This window comes from Spectribacter hydrogenoxidans, from assembly GCF_031846275.1.
Taxonomy (GTDB): Bacteria; Pseudomonadota; Gammaproteobacteria; order Nevskiales; family Salinisphaeraceae; genus Spectribacter; species Spectribacter hydrogenoxidans.
In genome coordinates, this window is the sequence record NZ_JAVRIB010000001.1 from 190,724 (window position 1) to 217,250 (window position 26,527).

At 67.2% G+C, this 26,527-nt stretch carries 25 protein-coding genes; 15 read left to right on the top strand and 10 right to left on the bottom strand.

What is annotated here, in order from left to right; translation table 11 throughout:
- Nucleotides 1–128 precede the first annotated feature (128 nt).
- The 8 genes from RM532_RS00905 (at nt 129) to RM532_RS00940 (ending at nt 8,719) form a co-directional block, all read left to right on the top strand.
- The gene (locus tag RM532_RS00905) at nt 129–2,093 is read left to right on the top strand and encodes a heme lyase CcmF/NrfE family subunit (RefSeq protein ID WP_311651216.1); all 1,965 of its coding nucleotides are present in this window, start codon (nt 129–131) and stop codon (nt 2,091–2,093) included.
- Between the two features lie 7 nt (nt 2,094–2,100).
- Nucleotides 2,101–2,589: a cytochrome c-type biogenesis protein gene (locus RM532_RS00910; RefSeq protein ID WP_311651389.1), complete on the top strand. Its 489-nt coding sequence runs from the start codon at nt 2,101–2,103 to the stop codon at nt 2,587–2,589.
- Nucleotides 2,589–3,824: a c-type cytochrome biogenesis protein CcmI gene (ccmI, locus tag RM532_RS00915; protein ID WP_311651390.1), complete on the top strand. Its 1,236-nt coding sequence runs from the start codon at nt 2,589–2,591 to the stop codon at nt 3,822–3,824. The genes RM532_RS00910 and ccmI overlap by 1 nt, the downstream gene beginning before the upstream one ends.
- Before the next feature lie 335 nt (nt 3,825–4,159).
- Nucleotides 4,160–4,954: a TOBE domain-containing protein gene (locus RM532_RS00920; protein WP_311651217.1), complete on the top strand. Its 795-nt coding sequence runs from the start codon at nt 4,160–4,162 to the stop codon at nt 4,952–4,954.
- Nucleotides 4,955–4,995: 41 nt separating this feature from the next.
- Nucleotides 4,996–5,754 carry a molybdate ABC transporter substrate-binding protein gene (gene modA / locus RM532_RS00925; RefSeq protein ID WP_311651218.1) on the top strand — a complete coding sequence of 253 codons (759 nt, stop codon included), beginning with the start codon at nt 4,996–4,998 and terminating at the stop codon, nt 5,752–5,754.
- A gap of 5 nt (nt 5,755–5,759) precedes the next feature.
- Nucleotides 5,760–6,452 carry a molybdate ABC transporter permease subunit gene (modB, locus tag RM532_RS00930; RefSeq protein ID WP_423246875.1) on the top strand — a complete coding sequence of 231 codons (693 nt, stop codon included), beginning with the start codon at nt 5,760–5,762 and terminating at the stop codon, nt 6,450–6,452.
- Nucleotides 6,449–7,516, top strand: coding sequence for a molybdenum ABC transporter ATP-binding protein (modC, locus tag RM532_RS00935; RefSeq protein WP_311651220.1), 1,068 nt, complete (start codon nt 6,449–6,451; stop codon nt 7,514–7,516). The genes modB and modC overlap by 4 nt, the downstream gene beginning before the upstream one ends.
- 90 nt (nt 7,517–7,606) lie before the next feature.
- Nucleotides 7,607–8,719 carry a carbohydrate porin gene (locus tag RM532_RS00940; protein ID WP_311651221.1) on the top strand — a complete coding sequence of 371 codons (1,113 nt, stop codon included), beginning with the start codon at nt 7,607–7,609 and terminating at the stop codon, nt 8,717–8,719.
- Here the strand turns inward: RM532_RS00940 and RM532_RS00945 are convergent.
- On the bottom strand, nt 8,696–9,085 hold the full coding sequence (locus tag RM532_RS00945) for a MerC domain-containing protein (protein ID WP_311651222.1): 390 nt from the start codon (nt 9,083–9,085) through the stop codon (nt 8,696–8,698). The genes RM532_RS00940 and RM532_RS00945 overlap by 24 nt on opposite strands.
- A gap of 398 nt (nt 9,086–9,483) precedes the next feature.
- Nucleotides 9,484–9,978, bottom strand: a complete 495-nt coding sequence (locus tag RM532_RS00950) for a Fur family transcriptional regulator (protein WP_311651223.1) — start codon at nt 9,976–9,978, stop codon at nt 9,484–9,486.
- Between the two features lie 111 nt (nt 9,979–10,089).
- Here RM532_RS00950 and RM532_RS00955 point away from each other — a divergent pair, with 111 nt between their 5' ends.
- The 5 genes from RM532_RS00955 (at nt 10,090) to RM532_RS00975 (ending at nt 15,304) form a co-directional block, all read left to right on the top strand.
- Nucleotides 10,090–10,821, top strand: a complete 732-nt coding sequence (locus RM532_RS00955) for a ferredoxin--NADP reductase (protein WP_311651224.1) — start codon at nt 10,090–10,092, stop codon at nt 10,819–10,821.
- Between the two features lie 134 nt (nt 10,822–10,955).
- Nucleotides 10,956–11,750, top strand: coding sequence for a hypothetical protein (locus tag RM532_RS00960; protein WP_311651225.1), 795 nt, complete (start codon nt 10,956–10,958; stop codon nt 11,748–11,750).
- Nucleotides 11,750–12,775: a substrate-binding domain-containing protein gene (locus tag RM532_RS00965; protein ID WP_311651226.1), complete on the top strand. Its 1,026-nt coding sequence runs from the start codon at nt 11,750–11,752 to the stop codon at nt 12,773–12,775. The genes RM532_RS00960 and RM532_RS00965 overlap by 1 nt, the downstream gene beginning before the upstream one ends.
- Nucleotides 12,772–14,277: an ABC transporter permease gene (locus RM532_RS00970; RefSeq protein WP_311651227.1), complete on the top strand. Its 1,506-nt coding sequence runs from the start codon at nt 12,772–12,774 to the stop codon at nt 14,275–14,277. Before RM532_RS00965 ends, RM532_RS00970 begins: the two co-directional genes overlap by 4 nt.
- A gap of 13 nt (nt 14,278–14,290) precedes the next feature.
- Nucleotides 14,291–15,304: an ABC transporter ATP-binding protein gene (locus RM532_RS00975; RefSeq protein WP_311651228.1), complete on the top strand. Its 1,014-nt coding sequence runs from the start codon at nt 14,291–14,293 to the stop codon at nt 15,302–15,304.
- Here RM532_RS00975 and RM532_RS00980 read toward each other — a convergent pair.
- Entirely contained in the window at nt 15,301–15,936 is a 636-nt protein-coding gene (locus RM532_RS00980) for a rhomboid family intramembrane serine protease (RefSeq protein ID WP_311651229.1), read from the bottom strand. The genes RM532_RS00975 and RM532_RS00980 overlap by 4 nt on opposite strands.
- Nucleotides 15,937–16,048: 112 nt before the next feature.
- Between RM532_RS00980 and RM532_RS00985 the strand changes: the two genes are divergently transcribed.
- The gene (locus RM532_RS00985) at nt 16,049–17,665 is read left to right on the top strand and encodes a BCCT family transporter (protein WP_311651230.1); all 1,617 of its coding nucleotides are present in this window, start codon (nt 16,049–16,051) and stop codon (nt 17,663–17,665) included.
- 128 nt (nt 17,666–17,793) lie between these two features.
- Entirely contained in the window at nt 17,794–18,225 is a 432-nt protein-coding gene (locus RM532_RS00990; RefSeq protein ID WP_311651231.1) for a hypothetical protein, read from the top strand.
- 193 nt (nt 18,226–18,418) lie between these two features.
- Here the strand turns inward: RM532_RS00990 and RM532_RS00995 are convergent, their stop codons facing one another.
- The 7 genes from RM532_RS00995 to RM532_RS01025 form a co-directional block, all read right to left on the bottom strand.
- Complete coding sequence (locus tag RM532_RS00995; protein WP_311651232.1) at nt 18,419–19,798, bottom strand: MATE family efflux transporter; 1,380 nt, start codon at nt 19,796–19,798, stop codon at nt 18,419–18,421.
- Nucleotides 19,795–20,457: a ligase-associated DNA damage response endonuclease PdeM gene (pdeM, locus tag RM532_RS01000; protein ID WP_311651233.1), complete on the bottom strand. Its 663-nt coding sequence runs from the start codon at nt 20,455–20,457 to the stop codon at nt 19,795–19,797. The genes RM532_RS00995 and pdeM overlap by 4 nt, the downstream gene beginning before the upstream one ends.
- Nucleotides 20,454–22,940, bottom strand: a complete 2,487-nt coding sequence (locus tag RM532_RS01005; protein ID WP_311651234.1) for a ligase-associated DNA damage response DEXH box helicase — start codon at nt 22,938–22,940, stop codon at nt 20,454–20,456. The genes pdeM and RM532_RS01005 overlap by 4 nt, the downstream gene beginning before the upstream one ends.
- Nucleotides 22,927–23,196, bottom strand: coding sequence for a hypothetical protein (locus RM532_RS01010; protein ID WP_311651235.1), 270 nt, complete (start codon nt 23,194–23,196; stop codon nt 22,927–22,929). Before RM532_RS01010 ends, RM532_RS01005 begins: the two co-directional genes overlap by 14 nt.
- Nucleotides 23,186–23,551: an ATP dependent DNA ligase gene (locus RM532_RS01015; protein ID WP_311651237.1), complete on the bottom strand. Its 366-nt coding sequence runs from the start codon at nt 23,549–23,551 to the stop codon at nt 23,186–23,188. The genes RM532_RS01010 and RM532_RS01015 overlap by 11 nt, the downstream gene beginning before the upstream one ends.
- Nucleotides 23,503–24,804 carry an ATP-dependent DNA ligase gene (locus tag RM532_RS01020; protein ID WP_311651238.1) on the bottom strand — a complete coding sequence of 434 codons (1,302 nt, stop codon included), beginning with the start codon at nt 24,802–24,804 and terminating at the stop codon, nt 23,503–23,505. Before RM532_RS01020 ends, RM532_RS01015 begins: the two co-directional genes overlap by 49 nt.
- Before the next feature lie 643 nt (nt 24,805–25,447).
- The gene (locus RM532_RS01025; protein WP_311651239.1) at nt 25,448–26,440 is read right to left on the bottom strand and encodes a ligase-associated DNA damage response exonuclease; all 993 of its coding nucleotides are present in this window, start codon (nt 26,438–26,440) and stop codon (nt 25,448–25,450) included.
- Between the last annotated feature and the right edge of the window lie 87 nt (nt 26,441–26,527).

Sequence of the window (26,527 nt, forward strand, 5' to 3'; positions counted from 1 at the left end):
ACGGCAGTCCAGCATTAACGAATCGAACGCTGCAGACCTTGCCTTTATGCCACATCCCGCGCTGGTAAGAGCAGGTGATATCACCTCCCGACCACCGCAGCACGCCGCGCTAAGGAAGGCGCAAATCCTTGATTCCTGAACTCGGCCTTTTCGCACTGATCATTGCGTTCTGCCTCACCCTGGCCCAAGCAGGCCTTTGTCTGGCTGGCGCGCAGACAGGCAATGCACGCTGGATGGGGGCAGGCGGTCCCGCCGCAGCCGGGCAATTCGTGTTTGTCGCCGTGGCGCTCGGCTGCCTGACCCATGCCTTCGTTGCCGACGATTTCTCGGTGCGCTACGTGGCCGAGAACGCCAACAGCAATCTGCCGGTCCTGTACAAGGTGGCCGCGGTCTGGGGCGGACACGAAGGCTCGATGCTGCTGTGGGTATTCGTGCTGGCCGGGTGGACGCTGGCGATGGCCAGTTTCAGCCGTAGCCTCCCCAGTGTGCTGCGCGCCCGTACGCTGGGTGTCCTGGGGCTTATCAGCGTGGGGTTCCTGCTGTTCATCCTGCTCACCTCCAGCCCGTTTGATCGCCTGCTGCCGGCACCGGCAGACGGTCAGGACCTGAACCCGCTGCTGCAGGACCCTGCCATGGCCATCCACCCGCCCCTGCTGTACGTCGGCTATGTGGGCTTCGCGGTGGTTTTCAGCCTGGCCGTTGCGGCACTGATGGGCGGCCGGATGGACTCGGCCTGGGTCCGCTGGTCGCGACCCTGGGCTACCGTCGCGTGGTTGTTTTTGACCATCGGCATCCTGCTGGGCAGCTTCTGGGCCTACTACGAACTCGGCTGGGGCGGCTGGTGGTTCTGGGACCCGGTGGAAAATGCGTCGTTCATGCCATGGCTGGCGGGCACCGCGTTGATCCACTCACTTGCTGTTGCCGAGAAACGAGGCAGCTTCAAGGCATGGGTCGTCCTGCTGGCCATCATGACCTTCTCGCTGAGCTTGCTCGGCGCATTCCTCGTGCGCTCCGGGGTGCTAACGTCGGTGCATTCATTCGCCTCCGATCCGGCCCGCGGCGTATTTATCCTCGGCTTCCTGTCGGTAACGGTTGTCGGCTCGCTGACGCTGTACGCCTGGCGCGCCCCCGCCATCCGCAGCGTGGGCACATTTGCGCTGCTGTCGCGGGAAACATTGCTCATGGCCAATAACGTGCTGCTGATGGTGGCCTGCGCATCCGTACTCATCGGCACACTCTATCCACTGGCCATGGAAGCCCTGGGTCTGGGACGAATTTCCGTTGGCCCCCCTTACTTCAACGCCGTATTCGTGCCGTTGATGCTGGTGCTCGCCGGCTTGATCGGCCTTGGCCCGCTGACGAGCTGGCGGCGGATGACGCCGACCAAGCTAGCGCATCGCATACGCTGGGCCCTGCTGGTCTCGCTTACCGCTACCGGCGTGCTGATAGCCGTGTACTGGAATGGCACCACCCTGGGTATGGCCATCGGCATATTCATGGCGTGCTGGATCATCACCACCGTCGCCGTCAACATCCGGAGCAGACTGCAGTTGCGCGGCGGGTTCCGCGGGTTGGCAGCCATCAGCCCCAGCGTTTACGCCATGAACCTGGCGCATCTCGGCATGGCCGTATTCATCATAGGCGCCGGCGCAGTGGAAACCTACGGCGTTGAGCGCACCGTGCGGCTCGGCCCCGGAGACAGCGCCACCATGGCCGGCTACCGCTTTACCTTCCAGGATGTGCGCGACGTTCAGGGGCCCAATTACACGGGTACGCAGGGCTATTTCACCGTGACACAGGGTGGCGACCCGGTTGCGGACTTGCTGCCCGAAAAGCGCGACTATCCGGTGCGTCGCTCGAGCATGACCGAGCCCGCGATCGACGCGGGCCTGTTCCGCGATCTCTTCGTGGCACTTGGCGAACCGCTGGATGAAGGTGCCTGGAGTGTGCGATTACAGTACAAGCCCATGATTCGCTGGATCTGGGGCGGGGCACTCATGATGGCGCTGGCGGGTTTGCTGGCCGTCGCGGACCGGCGCTATCGGGTCCGGATCAAACAGTCCCCCATCATGCGTCCGGGCGAGGGCACCTAGCGTGCTCATGAAGGGACAAATATATCGAAAGCAGACCATATTAACCGCGTTCGTCGCGCTTATCGTTGTCGCAGCCCCGGTGGCCGGATTGGAGCCACTCGGCTTTGACGACCCAGCCAGGCAGGCCCGCTATGAAGCGCTTCTGCACCAGTTGCGCTGCGTGGTCTGCCAGAATCAGTCGCTGGCATCGTCCGACGCCGGCTTGGCGGGTGACCTGCGCCAGCGCGTGCATCAAATGGTCGCGGAGGACCAGACAAACGACGCGATCAAAACCCACCTTACCGAGCGGTACGGTGACTTCGTCCTTTACCGCCCCCCGGTGACGGCGCGAACCTACGTGCTGTGGTTCAGTGCGCCGGTGCTGCTCCTGGCCGGCATCATCGTGCTCGCCGTGACGGTCCATCGCCGTCATCACCTTCCACCCCGCCGACTGGACGCAAACGAGCGCACCCAATTGCGGCGCGTCCTGAGCGATCATCGGAACGACGTTTCGTGATGCTGGTTTTCTGGGCAGTCGCGGCGGTGATGACGCTGGCAGCAATCGCCCTCGTATCATGGCCACTGCTGCGCAGGGACGCAGACCGGCCGACCTTGTCCGCCGACGAAGTCGACGTGGCGCTCTACCATCGCCGGCAGGCGGAGCTACATGCTGACTATCGAGATGGCCTGCTTGACGAAGCGGATCTGGCCAGCGCCCACGAGGAACTCGACCGGCAGTTGCTGCTGGATACAGCGCCCCCCGACCTGAACAAAGACCACAGCCTGGCCGGCACCGGTCTGCGCGAGTATTGGCCCGTGATCGTGGCCATTCCGACCATCCCGCTGATCGCCATCAGCCTTTATCTCGCGATTGGCGCAAACCATAGCGCCATCGAGGACGGCGGCGGCGAGACTCGCGATATCCAGGCCATGGTGGAAAAGCTGCGGTCACGACTGGATGAAGCCCCGGACGACGGCGAGGGCTGGCTGATGCTGGGACGCACCCACACCACGCTCGGCGATAACCGGAAAGCCGTGGCCGCTCTCTCCCGGGCCTATCAACTCCGCGCCGGCGACCCCGCGGTGCTGGTCGCCTACGCACAGGCCCTGGCCAGAGGCCGTGATCCGGAATCGTTCGTCGGTCGGCCCGCCGAACTCCTCGAACAGGCACTGCAAGCCGCCCCAAAACACCCGCAGGCACTCTGGTTCGCGGGCATCGCCGCTGCGCAGCAGAGCAATTTCACCGATGCTGCCAGGCACTGGCGGACGCTACTCGCTCAGGTACCCCCCGAAAGTGAGGACGCACGCATCATTCAGCGCAATCTGCGCGAGATCGAGCAGCGCACGCAAGGTGCTTCCGGCGAACTAATAGCGGACAGCCGGAATACGAATAAGGCAACGGGATCAGCGTCCATCGAAGTGAGCGTCCGTCTCAGCGATACGCTTCGCGGCCGCATCACCGGCCGCGAGCCGGTGTTCGTCTTCGCCAGGGCAGTTGACGGGCCGCCCATGCCCTTGGCGGTGATTCGGCGGTCAGCCGACCAACTGCCGTTCACGGTGACGCTGGACGACGGAGACTCGATGGTGCCGGATCGCGGCCTTTCGGGTCACGAGGAGGTCATGCTGATTGCCCGCGTTGCCAGAAGTGGTAATGCCGCCGCCGCTTCCGGCGACCTGACGTCGGGTGAACAACTTGTATCCCCTGCAGACAAGCAACCTGTTGCCATCACCATCGACTCGGTCGTTCCATGATCCTGGCGAACACCGACACGGCGGGCTGGCCCCGATCTCCACCACGCGGGAGCCGGATGTCATCGATCGCGGCGGCCCGGACAAACGACACCCACTCCTCGATCAAGCGGTCGATAGCCCTTTAGTTACAGAACACTCCTGAATTCGAACCGCATATCGCGAGTGTTGCCGGCAATGGGGTGGTGGTAACGCATCAGAACGGGTGCTGCCGCCTGCGCCGTACCCGCAGCAGCCAGTTTGCCCTCGACGAGAGTAACCTCGCCGCTGCGAGGCGCGACATGTTGACCTGCCGCCGTTGCCGCTCTATTTTCGTTATTTAGTCAGATAGATCACGTATGCAGGACGCCACCGCCGCCCTCATCGCCCCGATCGTGCTGCAACTCGGCGGGCAGTCGATCTCCGCCCGGCGGCTTGCCCTGCTGGAGGGGATCGCGGCCACCGAGTCCATCCGCGGTGCCGCCCGTCATGTCGGCATGACCTACAAGGGCGCCTGGGATGCCATCGACGCCATCAACAACCTGGCCGGCGAAACACTGGTGCAGACCCGCCAGGGCGGCCGGCAGGGGGGCGGGGCGTCGCTGACCACGGCGGGGCAGACGTTACTTGCTTCTCAACGCCGATTTGCCGCCGCGATCGACGATATTCGACGCCAGTTCAGCGACGAAGATCACGAACAATGGTCGACACTGGGGAGGCTGCTGATGAAGACCAGCGCCCGCAACGTCCTGCGGGGCGAGGTCAGCGACGTGCGCACCGGGGCGGTCAACAGCGAGGTCACGCTGGCGCTGCCCGGCGGCGACCGACTGGTGGCGATCGTCACCCGCGACAGCGAAGCCGATCTGGCGCTGGCCCCCGGCAAGTCCGCCTGGGCGCTGATCAAGGCGAGCTGGCCGATTCTGGTGCCCGGGGATGAACCGGCCCGGACCTCGGCCCGCAACCGTCTCTGCGGCACCATCGAGCGGATTCACGATGGCGCGGTTAACGCGGAAGTGGTGCTGGCTCTATCCGGCGGCACACGCCTGACGGTAATCGTCACCGAGGGCAGCCGGCAGTCGCTGGGCCTGGCCGAGGGGGACCGGGCCTGCGCCCTGATCAAGACCAGCCACATCATTCTGGGCGTGGACGAATGAGGCACCGTCGACTATCAGTGCCCCGGGCGGGGCCGGTCGCGATGGCGCTTGCGCTGTGGCTGAGCATGTCGGGTATCAGCCTCGCCGACGACGACTTGCGGGTGGCCGTAGCCACGAATTTCGCCAGGACCCTGGGCGACATCACCAGCGCCTACACGGAAAAAACTGGCAACAAGGTCGGCCTGTCGAGCGCCTCCACCGGGACGCTCTATGCCCAGATCAACCAGGGCGCGCCGTTCGATCTATTCTTCGCCGCCGACCAGGCCCGTCCGGACAAGCTGGTGGCGACGGGCAAGGCGGTGGCGGACAGCCGCTTCATCTACGCCCGCGGGGTGCTGGCGCTCTACAGCGCCGACCTGCCGCTGCAACCCGATCCGGCCGCAACCCTGATCGAGGGCGACTACGCCCACCTGGCCATCGCCGATCCGAAAACCGCGCCCTACGGGGCGGCGGCGGTGGCGGTACTCGAGGCCCTGGACGCCTACGAGCCCGTGACGCCGCGGCTAACCTATGGCAAGAACATCGGCCAGACCTTCCAGTACGTGGCCACCGGGCACGCGGCAATCGGGTTCGTGGCGCTGTCCCAGTTGCGCGATCCGGACAACCCGTTGCGGGGCCGCGGCCACGTCTGGCGGGTGCCGGCGTCCATGCACCCCCCGCTGGACCAGGCCGCGGTGATTCTCGAACGCAGCCCGCGCAAACCGGCGGCGCGTGGCTTCATCGATTTCCTGCGCTCCGATGCAGGCCGCGCCATCATCGAGCGCTACGGCTACACCCTGCCCGGAGCCACATCCTCTTGATCGAGATTGCCGGCGTCAATGTGGAGACCGGCCCCATCTGGCTGACGCTGGAGGTGGCCACGGTCACCACGCTGGTGCTGCTGGCGCTGGGTCTGCCGCTGGCCTGGGGCCTGGCGCAGTGGCGGTCGCGCTTCAAGCCGCTGATCGAGGCGGTGGTGGCGCTACCGCTGGTGCTGCCGCCGACGGTTCTCGGTTTCTACCTGCTGATCGCCATGAACCCGGACGGTGCCCTGACCCGAACCCTGGGCTGGTTCGGGTTCGAGGGCCAGCTCAGCTTCAGTTTCACCGGGTTGGTGATCGGCTCGGTGATCTATTCCCTGCCGTTCGCCGTGCAGCCGCTGGTGCACGCGTTCGAGGCCATCCCGCGGCCACTGCTGGATGCCGCCGCCACCATGCGCGCCGGGCGGCTTGACCGCTTCGTGACCGTGGTGCTGCCGCTGTCACGCCGCGGACTGCTGACCGCCGCGACCCTGTCGTTCGCCCACACCGTGGGCGAATTCGGCGTGGTGCTGATGGTGGGCGGCAATATCCCCGGCGCTACCCGCATGGTGTCGATTGCCATCTTCGACCATGTGGAAACCCTGGAGTACGCCCAGGCGCATGTGTTGTCCGGCCTGATGCTGGGCTTTGCGATGCTGGTGCTCGGGCTGGTCTACACCCTCAACCGCCGCTTCGATCGACGGCTGATCGCCCCGTGAAACTGCAGGGCGATCTCACGCTGGCGCGTCGGGGCTTTCGGCTGGAAACGGGCCCGTTCGCGCTGGCGCTGGACGGCGTAACCGCGCTGTTCGGGCCCTCCGGCTCCGGCAAGACGACGCTGCTTCGTTGCCTGGCGGGGCTGGAACCGGATGTGTGCGGGCAACTCACCGCCGATGGACAGACCTGGCAGGACGGGCGCCGCCGGCGGTCGCCAGCGCGGCGGGACATCGGGTTCGTGTTCCAGGACGCCGCGCTGTTTCCGCACCAAACCCTGCGCGGCAATCTCGACTACGCCCACCGACGGGCGCCGACCGGCGGCCCCGATGTGCCCACGGTCGCCGCCCGGATCGGCATCGAGCATCGGCTGGACGCCGCGGTACACACGCTATCCGGCGGCGAGCGCCAGCGGGCGGCACTGGCGCGGTCGCTGCTCAGCCGGCCCCGCCTACTCTGCCTGGACGAACCCCTCTCCGCGCTGGACTGGCAGGCCCGCGCGGCCCTGCTCGATCTGATCGACGACCTGGCCCGGCGCACCGATCTGCCCATGCTCTACGTCACTCACAATCCCCGGGAGGTCGAGCGCCTGGCCCGGCAGGTGGCGTTCATGCAGGACGGCCGGCTCACGCGGATCGACAGCCTGGCCGACGCCCTGGCGCGACCGGATTCCGCCCTTTTCCAGCCGCCGGACGGCGCGGCATCCGTGCTCGCCGGCACCCTCGGGCCCGCCGGCGCCGATGGTCTGCAGCCGTTCACCACGCCGGGCGGCGTGGTGTTGCGCCTGGTCCCCGCCGGCCATGACGGCCGGCAACGACGCCTGCGGATTCTGGCCCGCGATGTGAGCCTGGCCCGAACCGAGCCGGCCGGCATCAGCATGCTCAACCGGCTACCGGTCCAACTGACGCAGCTGCATCCGCTGGACGAGCATCGGGTACTCGCCACCCTGCAGCTGACTGACGGGCAGATGCTGATGGCCGAGATCACGGCCTATTCGATGCGCGAACTCGACCTCACACCCGGACAATCGCTTTACGCCCTGGTGAAATCGGTGGCACTGATCGACTAAGAATCACTCGGCCGCCGCCAGTGCCAGAATAAGCCAATGCTTATTTTAATAGCAATTGCTTATTTTCGCCGTGGCAGACATTATCTGCTGATGCTTGCCGCAGGCCTGTTCACCGGCCCGGCAGCGGGCGAGAACACAGGCGAGAATCGGGTTTTCGGCACTCTGGAGAGCGGCAATAGCGCCGTGCTGAGCGGCGCCGGATCGGCTGCCTCGACCGCCGCCCGCCTGCTACTCACGGCGGGTTTCGAAATCGACTCCCGGACGCTGTTCGACCAACCGGGCGGCCGACTGCATGTCAGCGCCATGCATCAGACCGGCGACAACGGTACCCGGCTGGTGGGCGATTTCCAGGGCTTTTCCAACATCGATGCGGCCGGGTTCACCGCGATCACCGAGGCCTGGTACCAACATCACCTGCTGGACGGCCGACTCCGGCTGAAGTTTGGCAAGGTCGATGCCAACAGCGAGTTCGCTTATGTCGAGCACGGCGGCGGCTTCCTCCAATCCTCGCCGGGGTTTTCGCCAACCATCCTGGGCTTTCCCAGCTATCCGGATCCCGCCACCAGCGTAAACCTCTTCTACCATGGTAAATCCGGTGCATACGCTGGCGTTGGCGTATACGACGGCGCCACCCAGGCCGGGGTCGCCACGGGTACCCGCGGCCCGTCGACGTTTTTCGGAACGCCGGATGGCCTGTTCAGCGTGGTCGAAACGGGGGTTCACCACCGGGTCACCGGGCGGCCGGGCCGGGTGGGCATCGGGGCCTGGCGCCATGGCGGCGATTTCGACCGTTTCGGTGGTGGCCGTCAATCGAGTACCCAAGGCATCTATCTGGTGCTGGATCAGAGCCTTGTGACCGGACCCGCCGGCCGGACGCGGCTGGGACTGTTCGCCCAGTACGGGTATGCCGACGCCGACGTCAGTCCGGTGCAGCACCATGCCGGCGCGGGTCTGCAGTGGTACGGCCCGCTGACTGACCGGCCGGATGACAGCGCCGGACTCATGGCCAGCTTTGTGCAGTTCAGCAAGGCGCCTGGCGCGGGATTCACCGACCGCGGTGAACTGGCCGTGGAATGCTTCTACCGCTGGCAGGCCGCCGACTGGCTGGCGCTGCAGCCCGATCTGCAATTCATTGACAACCCGGGCGGCCGTGGCCGGCCGGATGCGCTGATAATGACCCTAAGGGCGGCTATCAGCCTCTAAGGGCCGCAGACACATATTCCAGTGGTGGGCGGCCATCAACAGCACGCTGCCGAGGGCCGTCAGGGTCAGTGCCGGGCCATGGCCGAGCCGGGCCTCCAGCCCCGCAATCGGCATCAGCATCAGAGCCAACCCGGCCACACCGGCGACCAGCACCACCCCGCGCCGATGACGACAGACGCCAGCAATCAGGGCCCAGCCGCTCACGGGCACCACCATCAGAGCCATGCCCGCATGCAGGCCATGCAGTGCGTGGTGGTCGACCGCCGCGCCGGCCGCCAGACCCAGGACCAACGGACCGGCCAGACAATGCAGCAGACAGAGGCCGCTTAACGCGCTACCCAGCTTGTCCAGGGAACAGGTTGGCATGGGGGTGGCCGGGACATAAATGTAATGATATATTATTACATATTACGAGACGACACACCCAACATGCCCGCACGGAGTCATTCCATGCAGCCGACACCAGACGCCGACCGGCGCGCGACCGGCACACTGCTCAGTCTCAGCGCCCCCCTCGGGGTGACCGCCCACCACCCTGCTCGGTCCGCAGATCCAGCTGGACGTCGCCATGACGAACCTGCTTGACGGGGACTACCGCGATTTTCTCGACACCTCCAAAGGCTACGCCCTGTCACCCGGGCGCGATATCCGGCTGACCGCCCGGCTGCCCTTCGGCGGTTAGCGCCCCGCCCCTCCACAACGGCGTTTCGTTCGCTCCGTTGTTTTCGGCGCCCATTCGGGCGCCTTTTTTTGCGGGTCGAGAATTACCGCTGCGCCGCGCAGCCGGCGCACAGGCCGCGCAGTTCCACCACGCTGCCCTCTACCTGGAAGCCCACCGCGTCGGTCGCCCGGTCTATCGCCTCGTCCACATGGCCACCCGCCAGCTCGGCCACATGATCGCAGGCCTGGCAAATCAGAAACTTGGGCGGGGCGCGGCCGTGGTCGCCGTCGCAGCCCACGAAGGCGTTGAGGGATTCGATGCGATGCACCAGGCCGGCGTCGAGCAGAAAATCCAGCGCCCGGTATACCGTCGGCGGTGCCGCGGCATGATGTTCGTCGCGGATCCGGTTGAGCAGATCGTAGGCCTTGCTCGGCTTGTGGTTGGACCACACCAGCTCCAGCACCCGCCGGCGGATCGGGGTCAGCCGCAGGCCGCGCTCGGCGCACAGACGGTCCGCGTGATCCAGTGCCGCGTTCACACAGGCTGCGTGATCGTGGCCGCGGGCATCGAATGCCGTGGGAATGGACGTTTGCACCATGAACAGGCTCGCGTGATACCCGAGTCACATGGTAGCGCAGCCGGCCCGGCGGCCGGATGCTAGACTCCCGCGGCTTCTAGGCCACGCGCCTCTTTCAACGCCCGAGTCTCCATGGCCCGCTGGATTGAAGGCGAAGTCATCGCCAATCATCACTGGACGGACACCCACCACTCGCTGCGGGTCCGTGCCCCGGCCGTGCCGTTCCAGGCCGGTCAGTTCAGCCGGCTGGCCCAGGCCATCGACGGCCACATCACGGCACGGCCCTATTCGTTCGTGAACCCGCCGCAGGATGACGTGCTGGAGTTCTATTCAACCGTGGTGCCCGAGGGTCCGTTCTCCAGCCGCCTGCAGGCTCTGGCTCCCGGCGACCCCATTCTGGTGGCACCACGCGGCGCCGGCTGTTTCACCCTCGACCGGGTGCCCGACGGCCCGAGCCTGTGGTTGCTGGCTACCGGGACTGCCCTGGGGCCGTTCCTGTCGATCCTGCGCACCGACGAGCCCTGGCAGCGCTTCCGGCAGATCGTGCTGGTGCACGCGGCCCGGCACCGCGCCGAGCTTGCCTACCGCGAACTGATCGAAAGCCTGCCGCCCACGCTGACCTATCTGCCCGTAGTGTCGCGCGAGCCCTGCCCGGGCGCACTGTCGGGCCGAATTCCGGCGCTAATCGCCAGTGGCGAACTGGAGCGGGCGGCCGGACAACCACTGACGCCCGACCGGGCCCAGGTGATGATCTGCGGCAACCCGGACATGGTGCAGGACACGTCACGGATCCTGAGCGAGCGGGGCATGCAGCCGAATACCCGCAAGCAGGCCGGCCACGTGACCACCGAGCAGTACTGGTAGCGACAGACCCACGCAGCGGCGAACCGGGTCGCGCCAGCGGTGTCTTTCCGGGGGACGCTATCGGCCGTCCCGGTTTGTAAACACAAATGAGAACCGTTATCTTCTACGGGCATTCAACTCTGGAGACTCCATCCATGTCATCCCGCTCGCGCATGCGCATTCTGGCCACCCCGCTGCTGGCCCTGATCCTGGCCGGCACCGCCCACGCCCACGGGGAATACGGCGAGCATGTTGAACAGTTCGAGGATCATATGGATACCTACGCCGCCGACGTTCAGGCCATGTCCGCCACCGTCGACGCCATTGCCGAGGGCGACAAGAACATGGACGCGCTGATCGAGCAGTGGGAAGCGGTGAAATTCCACGGCGCGGTCGAGGAAGTGACCGCCCCGCTTTATCCGCCAGTCTGGGCGGGCATTTCGCAGCTGCGCAATGCGCTCGACGAGCAGGCCGAACCGGCCGTCGTCCGGGAACGCGCCGAGGCGCTGAAGGCGGCGTTGAACCAGGGCCTGGGCGCGCTGAAATGGGCCGCGGCCAGCGGCGGGCAGGCTGCCGATGATCACCACGAGGACGAGCACGGCCACGACGAATCGCAGGCCGCCACCAGCCCGGACGCCGTCGACGCCATCATCGAGGAACTGGAGCAGGCCGTGGCGCTCTATCAGGACGACGAGGTCGAGCAGGCGCAGACGCTGATCCAGAAGGCCTACCTGCAGCGCTTCGAGTATCTCGAGGGCGATCTGATCGAACAGGACGCCAAGCTGGTGGCGGCGCTGGAAGAAGACTTCAACGGCCATCTGCCCACGCTGATGCGCGACGGCGCCGACATGGCGGCGGTCAACGCCCGGCTGGACACCATGCGCGAACGCCTGAACCGCGCCAAGCAGATGCTGACCGACAGCGACGAAGACAAGCCGGACGTTTTCTAGTGGATCGCCGTACGCTGCTGAAAGCCGCCTTGGCCCTGGGCCTGGGGGGCACCGCGGCGCGGCTGCTGGCCGCCGACAACCCGGCCGTGTCGGTGGACTCGCTGGCAGCGCTGAGCGGCAAGCTCACCGTCTACCTCGGCCACGGTGAGGGCGGGCTGTACACCGATATCGTCGGCGCCATCCGCGAGCGCAACCCGGCGCTGGATCTGGCGCTGCGCCGGGCCCCGTCCAGTGCCCTGGCCAACACGCTGGTGGCCGAGGCCGGTGCCGGCGGGCCGCGGGCGGACCTGTTCTGGTCGGTGGATGCGGCCTCGCTCGCGGTGGTTAACGGGGCCGGCATGGGCCGCCGGGTGCCCGACGACATCCGCGGCCAGATCCGGCCCGAGTTCCGCTACGATCGCTGGGCGGCGCTGTCCGGGCGCATCCGGTCGCTGCCCTACAACACGGCCAGGCTGTCGCCCTCGGATCTGCCGGACCGCATCATGGACCTGCCCGACAGCGACCTGCGCGTTGGCTGGGCGCCGTCCTACGCCGCGTTCCAGGCATTCATCGCGGCGATGCGACTGCTGGAAGGCGAGGCCCGCACGCGACGCTGGCTCGAGGCGATGAAGTCGAAAGCGCAGAGCTACGCCGGCGAACTCGGCGTGGTGCTGGCTACCGCCCGCGGAGAGGTCGACGTGGGGCTGGCCAATCACTATTACACCCTGCGGCTGAAATCGGGCGACCCGGACGCCAGCGTGGCCCTGGGCTTCACCCGCGACGACGCCGGCTGCCTGGTCAACGCCGCCGGCACCGCGCTGCTGTCGGACCGGGCCCTGCCCGCGGATTTCACTCGCTACCTGCTCACCCGCGAGGTCCAGACCTTCCTCGCCGAACAGGCCTACGAGATTCCGCTGGTGACCGGCGTGGCACCGCCGGCCGGGTTGCCGTCCATGGATACCATCCAGCCCCCGGAACTGGACTTGGCCCGCCTGTCCGAACTCAAGCCCGCCCTGGCATTGCTGCGCGATACCGGCGTGCTGTGAAGACACCGCTGTCCTACTGGCTGAGTCTGCCGGTAGCGGCGGCGGTGCTGGCCCCGCTGGCGGTACTGGCCTGGCTGGGCCTGCAGGCGGACCTGGCATTCGATGCCAGCAACGCGGCGATCGTGATCAACAGCGTGCTGCTCACGGTACTGACCGTGTTCGGCGCCATCCTGCTGGGCGTCCCGCTGGCCCTGGCCACCACCTACATCCGGCTGCCCGGCCGCACTCTGTGGCTGGCGCTGCTGGCCGCGCCCCTGGCCATGCCCAGCTACCTCGGCGCCTTCGCCTATTTCGCGGCCTTCGGCCCGGGCGGCACGCTGGAAACGCTGACCGGCGTTGCCACCCCGAACGTGCGCGGGCTGGCCGGGGCCACGCTGGTGATGACGCTGTACACCTATCCCTTCGTGCTGCTGACCACGCGCTCGGCCCTGCGCCATCTCAATCCCGCCATGCTGGATGCCGCCCGCACCCTGGGCCTGTCACCCGGGCGGGCCCTGCTCAGCGTGGTGCTGCCACGGGCGCGCAACGGCATTGCCGCTGGCGCATTGCTGGTGGCCTTGTATACCCTTTCCGACTTCGGCACTCCGGCCATTCTGCGCCTGGACACGTTCACGCGGATGATCTTCGTGGAATACAACGCCTTCGGACTGGATCGCGCAGCGCTGCTGTCCCTGCAGCTGCTGGCGCTGGTGGCCGTGATCCTGTGGCTGGAAACCCGTTTCGGCGCCGAGCGAGAACGCCCCACGCGGACCGCGACTCTGGACCTCGGCGCCGGCTGGCGCGCGGCGACCATGACCGCCGGCCTGCTACTGATGCTGGCCGCCCTGGCGCTGCCGCTGCTGGTGTTCGGTCATTACCTGTGGCGCGAGGGCCTGGGCGAATTCGACCCGATGCTGGCCTGGCACTCGGCCTATGCGGCCGGGCTGGCCGCCGTCGCCGCGGTGGTGGTGGCCCTGCCCGTGGCCTATGCCGCCGGGCTGGGACGGGGCGGGCGGCTGCTCGAGCGTATCGCCCATCTGGGCTTCGGGGTGCCGGGCATCGTGCTGGCCACCGCGCTGGTCTACGTGGGGCTGCAACTGTCGGTGCTCTACCAGACGTTGGCGCTGCTGGTGATCGGCTACGTCCTGCGCTTCCTGCCGCTGGCGGTGGGCAGCCTGCGCACCCGGCTGGAACGCATCGAACACCACCAGATCGCGGCCGCCCGCAGCCTGGGCGCCGCACCATTCGAGGCCTTCCGCCGGATCACGCTACCGCTGGCACTGCCGGGCATCGTGGCCGGGGCGGCGCTGGTGTTCCTGGAAGCCATGCGGGAACTGCCCGCCACCCTGCTGCTGCAGCCCACCGGCTTCGAGACTCTGGCCACCTATCTGTGGCGGGTCTACGAGGCCGGTTATCTGGGCCGCGGGGCGGTGCCGGCGCTGCTGCTGGTGCTGATTTCGGCCGGGGCGCTGGTGGCCCTGCTCACCGGCGAGGAGCGGGCCGGAGAGGCCCGCGGCGCATGAGGCGGGGGCGGTCATGCTGAGTCTGGATGGCCTGGTGGTGCGCTACGGCGACACGGTGGCGGTGCGCGGCATCGATCTGACCCTGGCCGACAACGAGATCGTGACCCTGGTCGGCCCCACCGGCTGTGGCAAGACCACCGTGCTGCGGGCCGTGGCCGGTCTGGAAGCACCCGGCGAGGGACGAATCCGCATCGGTGATCTGACCATCGACGCCGGCAACCCGGTCCCGCCGGAGAAACGGCGCACCGGGCTGGTGTTCCAGGATTTCGCCCTGTTTCCGCATCTGGACGTCTATCGCAACGTCACCTTCCGACTACAGGATACGGCGCCGGCCGAACACTGGCTGGCGGTTCTGGGCCTGAACGCGGTGCGTCATGCCATGCCGGACACCCTGTCCGGCGGTCAGAAACAGCGGGTGGCCCTGGCACGGTCGCTGGCCCACGCGCCGGCACTGATGCTGCTGGACGAGCCGCTGTCCAATCTGGATGCCGCCCTCAAGACCAGCCTGCGCTGGGAAATCCGCGACGCGCTCAAGGCCGCCGGCGTGCCGGCCCTGTGGGTGACCCACGATCAGGACGAGGCCCTGTCGGTGGGCGACCGGGTCGGCATCATGCACGCCGGCCGGCTGGAGCAGGTGGGCCCGCCGGAAACCTGCTTCCGCGACCCGGCCAGCCGCTTCGTGGCGGAATTCCTCGGCGAAGCCGCATTCCTGCCGGGCCGGCATGCCGCGGGCTGGCTGGACACCCCGCTGGGCCGGGCCAGTGCCACCGACGGCCCGTCGTTACCCGATGACGTGGATGTGCTGCTGCGCCCGGACGATCTGGCCCTGAGCACGCAGGGCGACCACAACGCGGAAGTCCTGCACGGCCGCTACGAGGGCGAAACCCGGCTGTACCAGCTGCGGCTGAATTCCGGCACGGTGCTCAAGGCCCGGGTCAATCACGAGGTGGTGCTGACGCCGGGCACTGCGGTGCACACCCGCATCGCCGCCGGGCATCCGCTGACGGCGTTTCCCCGGCAAATCTAGAGTCTGGCCCGCGGGCCACCCTGGCTGCGCCAGTACATGATCAGCGCGAACCCGAACGCCATGCCGCCCAGATGGGCGAAGTGCGCCACGCCGCTGGCGGTCCCGGTAACCCCGAAGAACAGCTCCAGCGCCCCGTAGCCGATTACCAACCACTTGGCGGTCATGGGAATGGGCGGGAACAGCAGCATCACCCGGGCGTTGGGAAACATCATGCCGAAGGCCAGCAGAATGCCGAACACCGCGCCGGAGGCCCCGACCGTGGGATGCGGCTGGCCGGGCGAAAACAGGGCCAGGGTGATCAGCTGGGTCAGCCCGGCGCCGACGATGCAGACGACGAAGAAGATCAGGAATCGTCGCTGACCCCAGACCTCCTCGATCACCCGCCCGAACATCCACAGCCCGAACATGTTGAAGAACAGGTGAGCGAAGTTGCCGTGCAGGAAGCCGTAGGTCAGCAACTGCCAGGGTGCGAATGAGGGCACCCCGGGACCACCGCCCCAGGGCCAGAGGGCAAAGTGGATCATCACCGGCTGCAGGAAATTCAGTTGCAGCAGAAAGCCGACGCCGTTGGCGATCAGCAGCCACTTGATCATCGGCGGCACGGCGGTAATGGCAAACGGGTCCTGGCGCATCAGGGAATAAAGCGGACAAACGGCCGCCGAGGATAACGCATCGCCCGCCGTTTTCGCGTCGTAAAGCGGAATGCGTTAGGGTGAAAAGTCGCCAAACATGGGGGATTGCAGTATGAGCAAAATGCCCAAGATCGCGCGCTTCGGCGGCAAGCGTGACGAGACGAATGCACTCGGGATGATCGTTCACCCGGTGGTGTTCTATGCCTCGGCCGCCATCATCATGGCCATCGTGTTCCTCACCGTGCTCAACACCAAGCAAGTGGAATCGCTGTTTTCCACTATCCAGGCCGGGATGTCCGACCGGTTTGGCTGGCTCTACATCCTGGCGATGAACATCTTCCTCGGCTATGTCGTATTCCTGGGCTTTTCCCGCTACGGCAAGATCCGTCTGGGTGGGCCCGACGCCAAGCCGGATTTCGGCGTCTGGGGCTGGTTTGCCATGCTGTTCTCAGCCGGCATGGGCATTGGTCTGCTGTTCTTCGGCGTGGCCGAGCCGATCTACCACTACAACAACAATCCGCTCGGCCCGGACGGCAACATACAGGCCGCCAAGGACGCGATGACGCTGACGTTCTTCCATTGGGGGCTGCACGCTTGGGGGGTGTACGCACTGGTAGGCCTGTCGCTGGCGTTCTTCGGCTTTACTCTGAATCTGCCGCTGACCATCCGCTCCGCCTTCTACCCGCTGATCGGGGATCGTGTGCGCGGCTGGATGGGCAACAGCATCGACACGCTGGCGGTGGTGGCCACCCTGTTCGGCGTGGCGACGTCGCTGGGGCTAGGCGTGCAGCAGGTGTCGGCGGGGCTCGAACACATCTTTGGTATCGAGCAATCGAGCATGGTGTTGATGCTGCTGATCGCCATCGTGACCGGCATGGCCACCATTTCCGTCGTCCTCGGACTGGATGCCGGCATCCAGCAGCTGTCCAAGCTCAATATCGTGCTGGCCGGGCTGCTGATGCTGTTCCTGCTGGTGGTCGGGCCGACGCTGTTCCTGCTCGACAACTTCGTGCAGAACATCGGCAACTACCTGCAGCGCCTGCCCTCGATATCGTTCTGGTCGGAAGGTCTGCAGGGCGAGGACGGTGGCTGGCAGAATGGTTGGACCATCTTCTACTGGGCCTGGTGGATCGCCTGGTCGCCGTTCGTAGGCATGTTCATCGCCCGCATCTCGCGCGGCCGCACCATTCGCGAATTCATCACCGGCGTGCTGCTGGTGCCGGTAATCGTGAGTTTCTTCTGGCTTACCGTGTTCGGCGACACCGCCCTGTACAACGAGCTGTTCGGGGCCGGGACCATCGCCGCCGCCGTTGGCGAGAACATCGACACCTCCATCTACGTGCTGTTCGAGGGCTACCCGCTGGCCGTGGTGACCTCGATCCTGGCGATGATCGTGGTGATCGTGTTTTTCGTGACCAGTTCGGACTCGGGCTCGTTCGTGATCGACATCATCTCGTCCGGAGGTCACGAGAATCCGCCGGTAGGTCAACGCGTTTTCTGGGCGATCCTGGAGGGCGTGGTGGCCGCGGTGCTGCTGGTGGCCGGCGGCCTCGGTGCACTCCAGACGGCCTCGATCACCGCCGGTCTGCCTTTCACCATCATTCTGCTGCTGATGTGCTGGTCGCTGCTACTGGGGCTGCGCACGGAGTGGAAGACAAGAGGCAGCGTTTACGAAATGCAGGCGGATCCAACCGTCGACGCGGAGGAACCCGCCGGGAGCAGACGCTAGTCCGGCGGTTTTCATGCGCTTCCACAGCCCGCGTCGGCCGTCGCCGGCGCGGGCTTTTTCGTACGTGCTTGCATCGTCGGCCGCGTTGACCGCGTAATGGTCCGGGTTGCCAAAACGAATGCCGGGCCATGAAAACGGAACTGATCGCCGGACTTTTCAACTGGGCGGTGCTGCTGTCGGGTTACGCCGATCCGGGCGCCCAGCCCGCCGTGGAATTCCGCGAGCACGCCTTTTTCGTGGAGCACGCCTGCCACGGCAGGGAGTGCCGGGTGATGGGTTGGTACAACGATCAGGACGTGGTCTACCTTGACACCAAGCTGGAAGACTTGGAATCCACCTTCGCCCGCAGTCTGCTGGTGCACGAGTTCGTGCACTACCTGCAGCATCACAGCGGCGAACTCGAGGCCTATTCCTGCGCCCAGCAGATCAGCCGGGAGCGCGAGGCCTACTCGATCCAGCGCCAGTACATGGCCGAAGTCCATGGTGAGGCCTATTTCCACATGATGCGACCGGCGCTTTGCCGGGACGAGGGAGGAGATTCGCCGGCGGGGCCGAATTAGGTTGAGGGTCCGGCATTAGCGCCGCCCCAACATTACGCTCGAACGCCACTCACGTAATGATCTTTGAAGAATTTCGCCCTGAAGGGCGCCCGGCCCGCTTTAGCGGGGCGGCATCTTCTTCTTTCTCAGAGTTCTGGCAATGCTGAATTGTCGGCAACGCTTCGCTTATGCCTGCCTACTTTGACGCCACCACCTAATCAACCGCATCGTCCCATTTACCCGTATGCCGCACCAACCGCCGCCCTCGCCACCAGGCAAAGGCCGCCGCCAGAACGCTGGAAGCACTTGCTGCCGCAAACACCGCCCACAACCCGAACACCAGCGAGCCGGCCCAGGCCATCGGCACGTAGAGACCGAATGCCCGCGTCAAGCTGAGCGTGGTGGCCAACAGCGGCCGCCCGGCGGCATTGAGCATGGCGTTGACGCAGATCAACAGCCCATAGCCGGCGAACGAGATCGGCACGATCCACAGATACAGCGCCGCCGCCTCGACGGTTTCCGGCTGACTGTCGAACACCGCCGCCAGCTCCGCCCCGAACAGCGCCAGCAGGGCGGCCATGGCCAGCCCCCAGACCACGCAGAAGCCGGCCGCCACGGCCAGCACGCGGGCGACCCGGTCGGTGCGCTGCGCTCCCCAGTTCTGCCCCACCACCGGGGCAATGCCGGCGGTCAGGGCCAGAATCGGGATCATCGCCAGGGATTCGATCCGGGTCGCGACGCCGAAACCGGCGACCGCCGGGGCGCCAAAGGGGGCCACCAGCGCGGTCACCACGGCGATGGAAATGGGATTGACCATGTTGGTGGCGGCCGCCGGCAGCGCCACGTGCAAGACTGCCCCGGCCGAAGCCTTCAGCTGCGCCCACTGCGGCCAGGCCCATTCGATCAGCTGCATGCGATAGTGCAGCACCATCAGGGTCAGCAGCAGCGATGAGGCCCGCGCCAGCGCCGAAGCCAGAGCCGCACCTTCCAGCCCCATGGCCGGAACCGGGCCGAGGCCGAAGATCAGGATCGGATCCAGGCCGATGTTGGCGATCGCCGCCCAGATCATCAGCATGCTGGGCAGACGCGCGTCACCGCAGGCCCGGATCACGTTGTTGCCCACCATCGGCACCACCAGGAACGGCATGCCCAGGTACCAGATCACCATGTAGTCGGCGATACGTTCGCGCATGTCCGGCCCGGCCCCGAGGGCGGCGAACAGCGGATCGATAGTCAACAGGCCGATCACCACGAACCCGATCACGATCAGCAGGGCCAGCAGCAGACTGTCGGTGGTCAGGCGCCGGAGCTGGGCATCGCTGGCGGTGGCCATCTGCCGGGCCAGCACTGAGCCCACGCCAATACCCAGACCCAGCGCCAGGCTCATCACGGTCATCGCGATCGGAAAGGTGAAGGCCAGCGCGGCCAGCGGCTCGGTGCCCAGCTGACCGACGAAGAAGGTGTCGGTGACGTTGATCGAGATCACCGCCAGAATGCCCCAGATCATGGGGATCGACATGCCCGCGAGGTGGCCGGACACCGACCCGTCCGTGAGGCGAGCGTTGCGGTGGCGGTTGGCGGAGGGCTGGCTCACGCGCGCTGCCCGATACCGATATGCATGATCGTCTCCGGTCCGACGGCGAATAACTGATTGCCCAGGCGGGGCTTGACGGGATGGCCCCCAGTGAAGCGGCCGAACGCGGGCAGCACGCCGCACTCGGCGCCGAACCAGAACACCGGTGCCCGCAGCCGCTCGCTGCCCCGGCGCAACTGCACCACCGGGTGCCAGTGCCCGGCCAGGGCATAGGCCCCCTCGACCGGCCCCGGCTCGTGGCGGAAGGCGAAGGGCGGCTCGAGCACCGTCCCGCGCCGCCAGTCTAACGCCCAGTTGTCCGGTACGCTCGCCAGCCGATCGTGGTTACCGCGGGTCACCAGGATATCCAGCGCCGCGTGACGCCGACGCCAGGCCGCGAAGGTGTCCAGCCAGGCCTCGTCGCCGGCGGGCGGCGCGTGCAGGAAATCCCCCAGAATCACCAGCCGCTGACTGCCGGTTTCGGCCAGGGCCCGGGACAGGCGGTCAAGGTCGTCGCGGGTGGCACCGGCCGGAATCCCCAACCCCTGGCGCCGGAATACCGACCCCTTGCCGAAGTGCGGGTCGGCCAGCAGCAGGGTGTTCGCTCGCGGCCAGTGCAGGGTGCGGTCCGCACGCAGGATCAGCCGCTGGCCGGCCACGTCGAACCGCCGCTGATTCATGCGTCAGCCTCGGTTTCCAGCGTCTCGACCATGCGCGCCACCCGGTCACGCCAGGATTCGGTGCTGACCTGGCTGGCCACCCGCTCGGCCCATAGCGGAAACGCCATCGGCGTGAGCCGTTCACAGCGCACCAGACGGATCCGCTGAGCAGCCGCCGCCTCGAGCGAGCCGCGCAGCCGTGTAACTTCCAGCTCCCGGGCCATCACTTCCCGGCGCGCCTGATCCAGCAGCAGGTTGTCGGCATCGTATTCGCGCAGCACATCGAAGATCAGCCCGCTGGAGGCCTGCAGCTGACGGGTGCTCTTGTGCTGGCCCGGGTAGCCGGAGAACACCAACCCGGCCACCCGGGCGATGTCGCGGAATGCGCGCCGCGACAGTTCCGCGGCGTTCAGACACTGGTCGAGATCATCGAGCAGATTCGACGGGGACAGGGCGGCCTGCAGGTCCGCCGCGGTCAGATTGATCGCACTGCGCGTGACCAGTTCGAAGCCGTAGTCGTTCACGGAAAAGCGGAAACTGGCCGGATGCGCCCGGGCGATGCGCCACGCCGCCAGGGCGGACAGGCCCTCGTGGGCCAGCCGGCCGGCAAAGGGGTAGACGAACCAGTGGCGGCCCTCGCGGCTGGTGACGTGCTCCACCAAAAGTTCATCCGCCGCGGGCAGGGCCGACCAGCGCTGCTGCACCGCCAGCAGCGGCTGCAGCGCCTGCATTTCCGGCGCCTCGAAGCGACCCTGACGGGCTTCGTCGAGCAGGTCCCGGATGGCGTCGGCCAGGGTGCCGGAAATCGCCAGCCGGCCGCCGGCCCAGCGCGGCACGTCGCGCTTGCTCCGCCTGGCGGCTCGAACGTAGGCGGTCAGCTCCCTGACCCGCACCAGCTCCAGCAGCCGCCCGCCAAACAGGAAGACATCGCCAGGCTTGAGACGGGCGATGAACCGTTCCTCGACATGCCCGAGCCGGCCGCCGCGCTGGAACCGCACCTGCATGGCGGCATCACTGCTGATGGTGCCCACGCTCATGCGATGACGGGCGGCAATGTGCCGGTCCGGCACGCTCAGCCAGCCCTGTTCCTCCTGCACCCGGTGATACTGGGGATAGGCCCCCAGCGCCCGGCCGCCGCGGGTCACGAAGGCCAGCACCCAATCCCATTCGTGATCACCGAGGCCGGCGTACGCATGGGTCGCGGTGATTTCCGCCTTCAGCGCCGCGGCCGAAACGCCGCCGCCCAGCGCCCGCGTGACCACATGCTGGGCCAGCACATCCAGCGGCGCGATCAGCGGTTCGCGGCCCTCGATGCGCCCGGCCTCGGCCATGCGGCGGGCGGCGGCGATTTCCACCAGCTCGAACGCGTGGGTGGGCACGCACAGCACCCGGCTGGTGGCACCCGGCTGGTGGCCAGCGCGGCCGGCCCGTTGCAGCAGGCGCGCCACGCCCTTGGGGCTGCCGATCTGCAGCACCTGGTCCACCGGGGAGAAATCCACCCCCAGGTCAAGACTGCTGGTGGCCACCACGCAGCGCAGGGAACCGGCTCGAAGGCGGGTTTCGACCTCGTCGCGCAGGCCGCGGTCCAGCGAACCATGATGCAGAGCCACTTGTTCCAGCCAGTCCGGCCGGGCCCGCAGAATGGCCTGGTGCCAGAGTTCCGCCTGGGACCGGGTGTTGGTGAACAACAGGGTGGTATCGGCTACCTTCAGCGCCTCGATCACGGGCGCGACCAGCGAGGTGCCCAGATGTCCGGCCCAGGGAAACCGCGCCATCTCGGCCGGGCGCAGCGACTCGATGTCGGTGCGCTCGGGTATCGCCCCCGTCACCAGCCGGCCGGGTTGGCCCGGCCCCAGCAACACATCCCGCGCCCGCTCGAGGTTGGCCAGGGTGGCCGACAACCCCCAGGTGCGCAGCGTCGGCCGCAGCGACCGCAACCGGGCCAGGCAAAGTTCCAGCTGCACCCCGCGCTTGCCGCCAAGCAGTTCATGCCACTCGTCCACTACCATCGCGCGCAGATCCGCGAACAGACGATCGTGGTCGGCATAACTCAGCAGCAGGGACAGGCTTTCCGGCGTGGTCACCAGCACCGACGGCAGGCGTTTGCGCTGGCGGACCCGCACCGCACTGCCGGTATCCCCGGTGCGACGCTCCACCGTCCAGGGCAGACCGAGGTCGTCGATCGGCTGGCGCAGATTGGCCTCGGTATCCGCCGCCAGCGCCCGCAGCGGGGTGACCCAGAGCACCCGCAACGGCGGGGTGGCGGTGCACGGGCCAGCCAGCCATTCCAGCAAGGGCCCGAATAGAGCCGCCAGGGACTTGCCGGTTCCCGTCGGCGCATGGATCAGGCCCGACTCCCCGGCCAGGTAGGCCTGCCAGGCCCGGCGCTGGAAATCGAAGATCGACCAGCCGCGGCCGGTGAACCAGGCCTCGACCCGGTCCAGCCCGGCCGGGCCTGGCTGGTCGTGGCCAGTCTGCTCGGCCGCGGGTTCAGCGCAGGGCATTGAACCGGGCCGCCATCCGCTGCCGCCAGGCCCGCGCCCGGGCGTGCACCCCCGGGAATTTCAGGCGCATCCAGGCCAGGCCGCGGCGCACGGTACGGGAATAGGGCGCCAGCAACACCAGCGAGATCAGCAGGAACAACACCCCCTGCAGGATCGGCAGCACCAGCCCGAGAATGCCCAGCACGAACATGATCAGGCCCAAGCCGATGCGCAGGACGTCCTTCCAGGTGTAGTCGGCAACCGCTTTAACGCTCACGGGGGAGTAACTCCTTGACCTGTTGCAGGGTATCGGCGTCGGCAATCGACAGGTCCCGGCGCCAGCGGGCAATCCGGGGAAAACGCACGGCGATGCCGGACTTGTGGCGCGCCGAGGGCTGGATGCCTTCGAACGCCAGTTCGAAGACTTGTTCCGCCTGCACCGACCGCACCGGCCCGAACCGCTCCAGCGTATGGGTGCGCAGCCAGCGGTCCAGTTCCAGGATTTCGGCGTCGGTGAGCCCGGAGTAGGCCTTGGCGAACGGCACCAGGCTGTCACCGTCACGCAGGCCGAACGTGTAGTCGGTCAGCAGGTTGGAGCGCCGCCCGTGGCCCGGCTGGGCGTAAAGCAGCACCGCATCGACGGTGTACGGGTCGACCTTCCACTTCCACCAGTCGCCGCGCGTTCGTCCCACGCGATAGGGGGAGCCCAGCCGCTTGAGCATGAACCCCTCGGTACCGCGCGCTCGCGCGATTCCTCTCGCAGCACCTCCAGCGGCGTCCAGTCCGCGGCCGTGACCGGCGCCGACATGCCGATGGCCGGTCCCGATCCGCCCAGCAACCGGTGCAATCGGTCCCGTCGGTCCTCCAGCGCCCGGGGGCGGATATCCTTACCGTCCTGTTCCAGCAGATCATAGGCCATGAGCCGGACCGGCGCCTCGGCCTGCAGCCGCGCCGAGGGCTTGAGGCGGCCGATGCGCTGCTGCAAGGTCGCGAACGGCAACGGTCCGGGGGCGTCCTCGGCCCAGGCTAGGATCTCGCCATCCAGCACCACCCCGTCGGGCAGCGCCGCGGCCTCCGCCTCGATCTCGGGAAAGCGCCCGGCCATTAACTCCTCGCCCCGCGACCAGATGTGGCATTCGCCCCGGCGGCGTATCAGCTGGGCGCGGATCCCGTCCCATTTCCACTCCACCAGCCAGGCGGACAACGGCCCCAGGTCGGCCACGGCTTCGCCCGGCGCCTGCTCGACCGGCGAGGCCAGAAAGAACGGGTAGGGCCGGGCCGCGTGCTCGCCGTGGTCCGCCGGGTCCACCAGCTGCTCGAAGAAGCGGGCGCTGGGCTGCCACTGACCCATCAGCCGGTGCGCCAGCACCGCGGGCTCCAGCTGCGCCTGCTCGGCCAGGGCCCGGGTCATCAGGCGTCGCGACACCCCGACGCGAAACGCCCCGGTCAGCAGCTTGTTGAGCACGAAGCGCCCCTCCAACGGCAGGCTGCGCCACCAGCCGGTGACCGCTCGGCGCTGATCGGTCTCCCCGGCCTGGCGCAGGGGCAGAATGTCGTCCTCCACCCAGCGGTGAAGGGGACGCTCCAGTCCGCTGTCGGTGGTGTCAACCGCATCCAGCAACAGACTGACCGTTTCCGCCAGATCGCCCACGGCCGAATAGGTTTCCTCCACCAGCCACAGCGGCATGTCCACCTCGTCCGCACACCATTCCCGCAGCCGGGCGGTGGGAATCAGGCGCTTGAGCCGCCGGCCGGCCAGAAAATGCACCGCCCAGGCGGCATCGGCGGGCGGTGCCGCAGCGAAATAGTCGCGCATGGCGGCGATCTTTTCGCTGGTGGCGGTGGTGGCGTCCAGGCGGGTGTAGAGATTGGTGAAGCGGCGCATCGACTAACCCATGTCGGGCATGAAACCAACCCGCGCCAGCCCTGAAGAGAACCGAAGATTTCGCCCTTCCGGGCGAGTCTCTTTTCTTTGCGTCGCCAAAGAAAAGAGACAAAAAGAAAGGCGACCCGGATCGCTTGCCCCCCGGTCAGCGCGACAGCGCTGACCGGGGGATTCCCGCCCGACCGCCGGGGCATGAATCGGGCCGTGCCGACAGGACGTCGTGTCCTGAACGGCACTAAACGGGCCATCCGTGGCCCGTTTACCCGATGCCCCGCCGGCCGGTCGGCAAGCGCTAACGGGAGGGAAGAAGCAGTCACACCCGGATTTGGTAGCTCTTAATTCCCCGTCGGGACGAGCCGAGCACTGCAGGGCGGCGAGGTTCCCGGCCCGTAGGGGCGCGCCCAGGACGGGCGCGCGGTTTTCGCCGGCACACGGAGGTGCCGTCGAAACACCCCCTCGCCGACCGAAGCGCACAGGGCATCCCGCCCCGAACCCCGTTCGGGGCGGGACTCGCCCGCCGGAAGCGTTTCTTTGGTGACTTTCTTGTCGCCACAAGAAAGACACCCAGCCACGCGTCAGCGGGGGTGGAACTCTTCCATCCCCACACGCGAACCAAACGCGATTGACGGATACCAATCCGAATTCAGACATCCGTCGCGCCATCTCCGAAAAACGTCTCCAACGAATCCGCCTCCCAGCCCCGCTCCCGCAGGTATCGCACCAGCACATCGGTGCGCCCGTGGGTGGCGAGCACGCGGCGGGCGCCGGTTTCCTCGATGGTGCGGATCAGACCCGGCCAGTCGACGTGATCGGACAACACGAAGCCGCGGTCGTAGCCGCGCCGGCGGCGGTTGCCGCGTATTCGCATCCAGCCCGAGGCAAAGCCGGCGGAATGGCGCGGAAACCGGCGCATCCAGGCGGATCCGGCGGCGGACGGCGGCGCCAGCACCAGCGCCTGCGAGAAATCCTCGCCCTTGAGGCGGCGCCCCACCGGTTCCGTGGGCAACATGGCGATACCGGCCTCGCGGTAACACTCGGTCAGCGGCGTCAGGGCGCCGTGCACAAACGCGGTTTCCTGCGTATAGGCCATCAACGCCGCCAGCAGGCGCTGCGCCTTGCCCAGGGCATAACAGAACAGCACAGTGGTCTTGCCCGCCGCGGCGTTGGCCTGCCACCAGCGATGGATGTCGCTGGCAACGGCCGCCGCCGGTTGCCAGCGATACGCTGGCAGGGCAAACGTGGCCTCGGTGATGAATGTGTCGCAGGGCACCACCTCGAAGTCCGCGCAGGTGGGGTCGGCATCGCGCTTGTAATCACCCGACACCACCCAGACACCGTCATCCCCGGCCACGCGGATCTGGGCTGAGCCCAGAATATGTCCGGCCGGATGCAGCGACACCTCGACACCGCCGAACGGGCGTATTTCACCATAGGCCATCGGCTCCAGCGCGATCTCCCTCCCCAGCCGATGACGCAGCAGCGACTCGCCCGCCGACGCCGCCCAGTACTGTCCGTGGCCAAGCCGGGCATGGTCGGCGTGGGCGTGGGTGATCAGGGCGCGGGGCACCGGTCGCCAGGGGTCGATATGAAAATCCCCGGCGCGACAATAGAGACCTTTGTCGGTCAGCTCGATCATCCGTATTCCGTCACTTCGGGAACCAACGCAGTGCAGCCACAGACGGATGCGACATGCAACTGCCGCCCCGTTTCGGTAGGGTAGGTA

Excerpts from the sequence above, each read along its gene's own strand:
- RM532_RS00910 (WP_311651389.1), top strand. The coding sequence starts at position 2,101 with ATGAAGGGACAAATATATCGAAAGCAGACCATATTAACCGCGTTCGTC.
- ccmI (WP_311651390.1), top strand. The coding sequence starts at position 2,589 with ATGCTGGTTTTCTGGGCAGTCGCGGCGGTGATGACGCTGGCAGCAATC.
- RM532_RS00920 (WP_311651217.1), top strand. The coding sequence starts at position 4,160 with ATGCAGGACGCCACCGCCGCCCTCATCGCCCCGATCGTGCTGCAACTC.
- modA (WP_311651218.1), top strand. The coding sequence starts at position 4,996 with ATGGCGCTTGCGCTGTGGCTGAGCATGTCGGGTATCAGCCTCGCCGAC.
- RM532_RS00940 (WP_311651221.1), top strand. The coding sequence starts at position 7,607 with ATGCTTGCCGCAGGCCTGTTCACCGGCCCGGCAGCGGGCGAGAACACA.
- RM532_RS00945 (WP_311651222.1), bottom strand. The coding sequence starts at position 9,085 with ATGCCAACCTGTTCCCTGGACAAGCTGGGTAGCGCGTTAAGCGGCCTC.
- RM532_RS00950 (WP_311651223.1), bottom strand. The coding sequence starts at position 9,978 with ATGGTGCAAACGTCCATTCCCACGGCATTCGATGCCCGCGGCCACGAT.
- RM532_RS00955 (WP_311651224.1), top strand. The coding sequence starts at position 10,090 with ATGGCCCGCTGGATTGAAGGCGAAGTCATCGCCAATCATCACTGGACG.
- RM532_RS00960 (WP_311651225.1), top strand. The coding sequence starts at position 10,956 with ATGTCATCCCGCTCGCGCATGCGCATTCTGGCCACCCCGCTGCTGGCC.
- RM532_RS00975 (WP_311651228.1), top strand. The coding sequence starts at position 14,291 with ATGCTGAGTCTGGATGGCCTGGTGGTGCGCTACGGCGACACGGTGGCG.
- RM532_RS00980 (WP_311651229.1), bottom strand. The coding sequence starts at position 15,936 with ATGCGCCAGGACCCGTTTGCCATTACCGCCGTGCCGCCGATGATCAAG.
- RM532_RS00985 (WP_311651230.1), top strand. The coding sequence starts at position 16,049 with ATGAGCAAAATGCCCAAGATCGCGCGCTTCGGCGGCAAGCGTGACGAG.
- RM532_RS00990 (WP_311651231.1), top strand. The coding sequence starts at position 17,794 with ATGAAAACGGAACTGATCGCCGGACTTTTCAACTGGGCGGTGCTGCTG.
- pdeM (WP_311651233.1), bottom strand. The coding sequence starts at position 20,457 with ATGAATCAGCGGCGGTTCGACGTGGCCGGCCAGCGGCTGATCCTGCGT.
- RM532_RS01005 (WP_311651234.1), bottom strand. The coding sequence starts at position 22,940 with ATGCCCTGCGCTGAACCCGCGGCCGAGCAGACTGGCCACGACCAGCCA.
- RM532_RS01020 (WP_311651238.1), bottom strand. The coding sequence starts at position 24,804 with ATGCGCCGCTTCACCAATCTCTACACCCGCCTGGACGCCACCACCGCC.
- RM532_RS01025 (WP_311651239.1), bottom strand. The coding sequence starts at position 26,440 with ATGATCGAGCTGACCGACAAAGGTCTCTATTGTCGCGCCGGGGATTTT.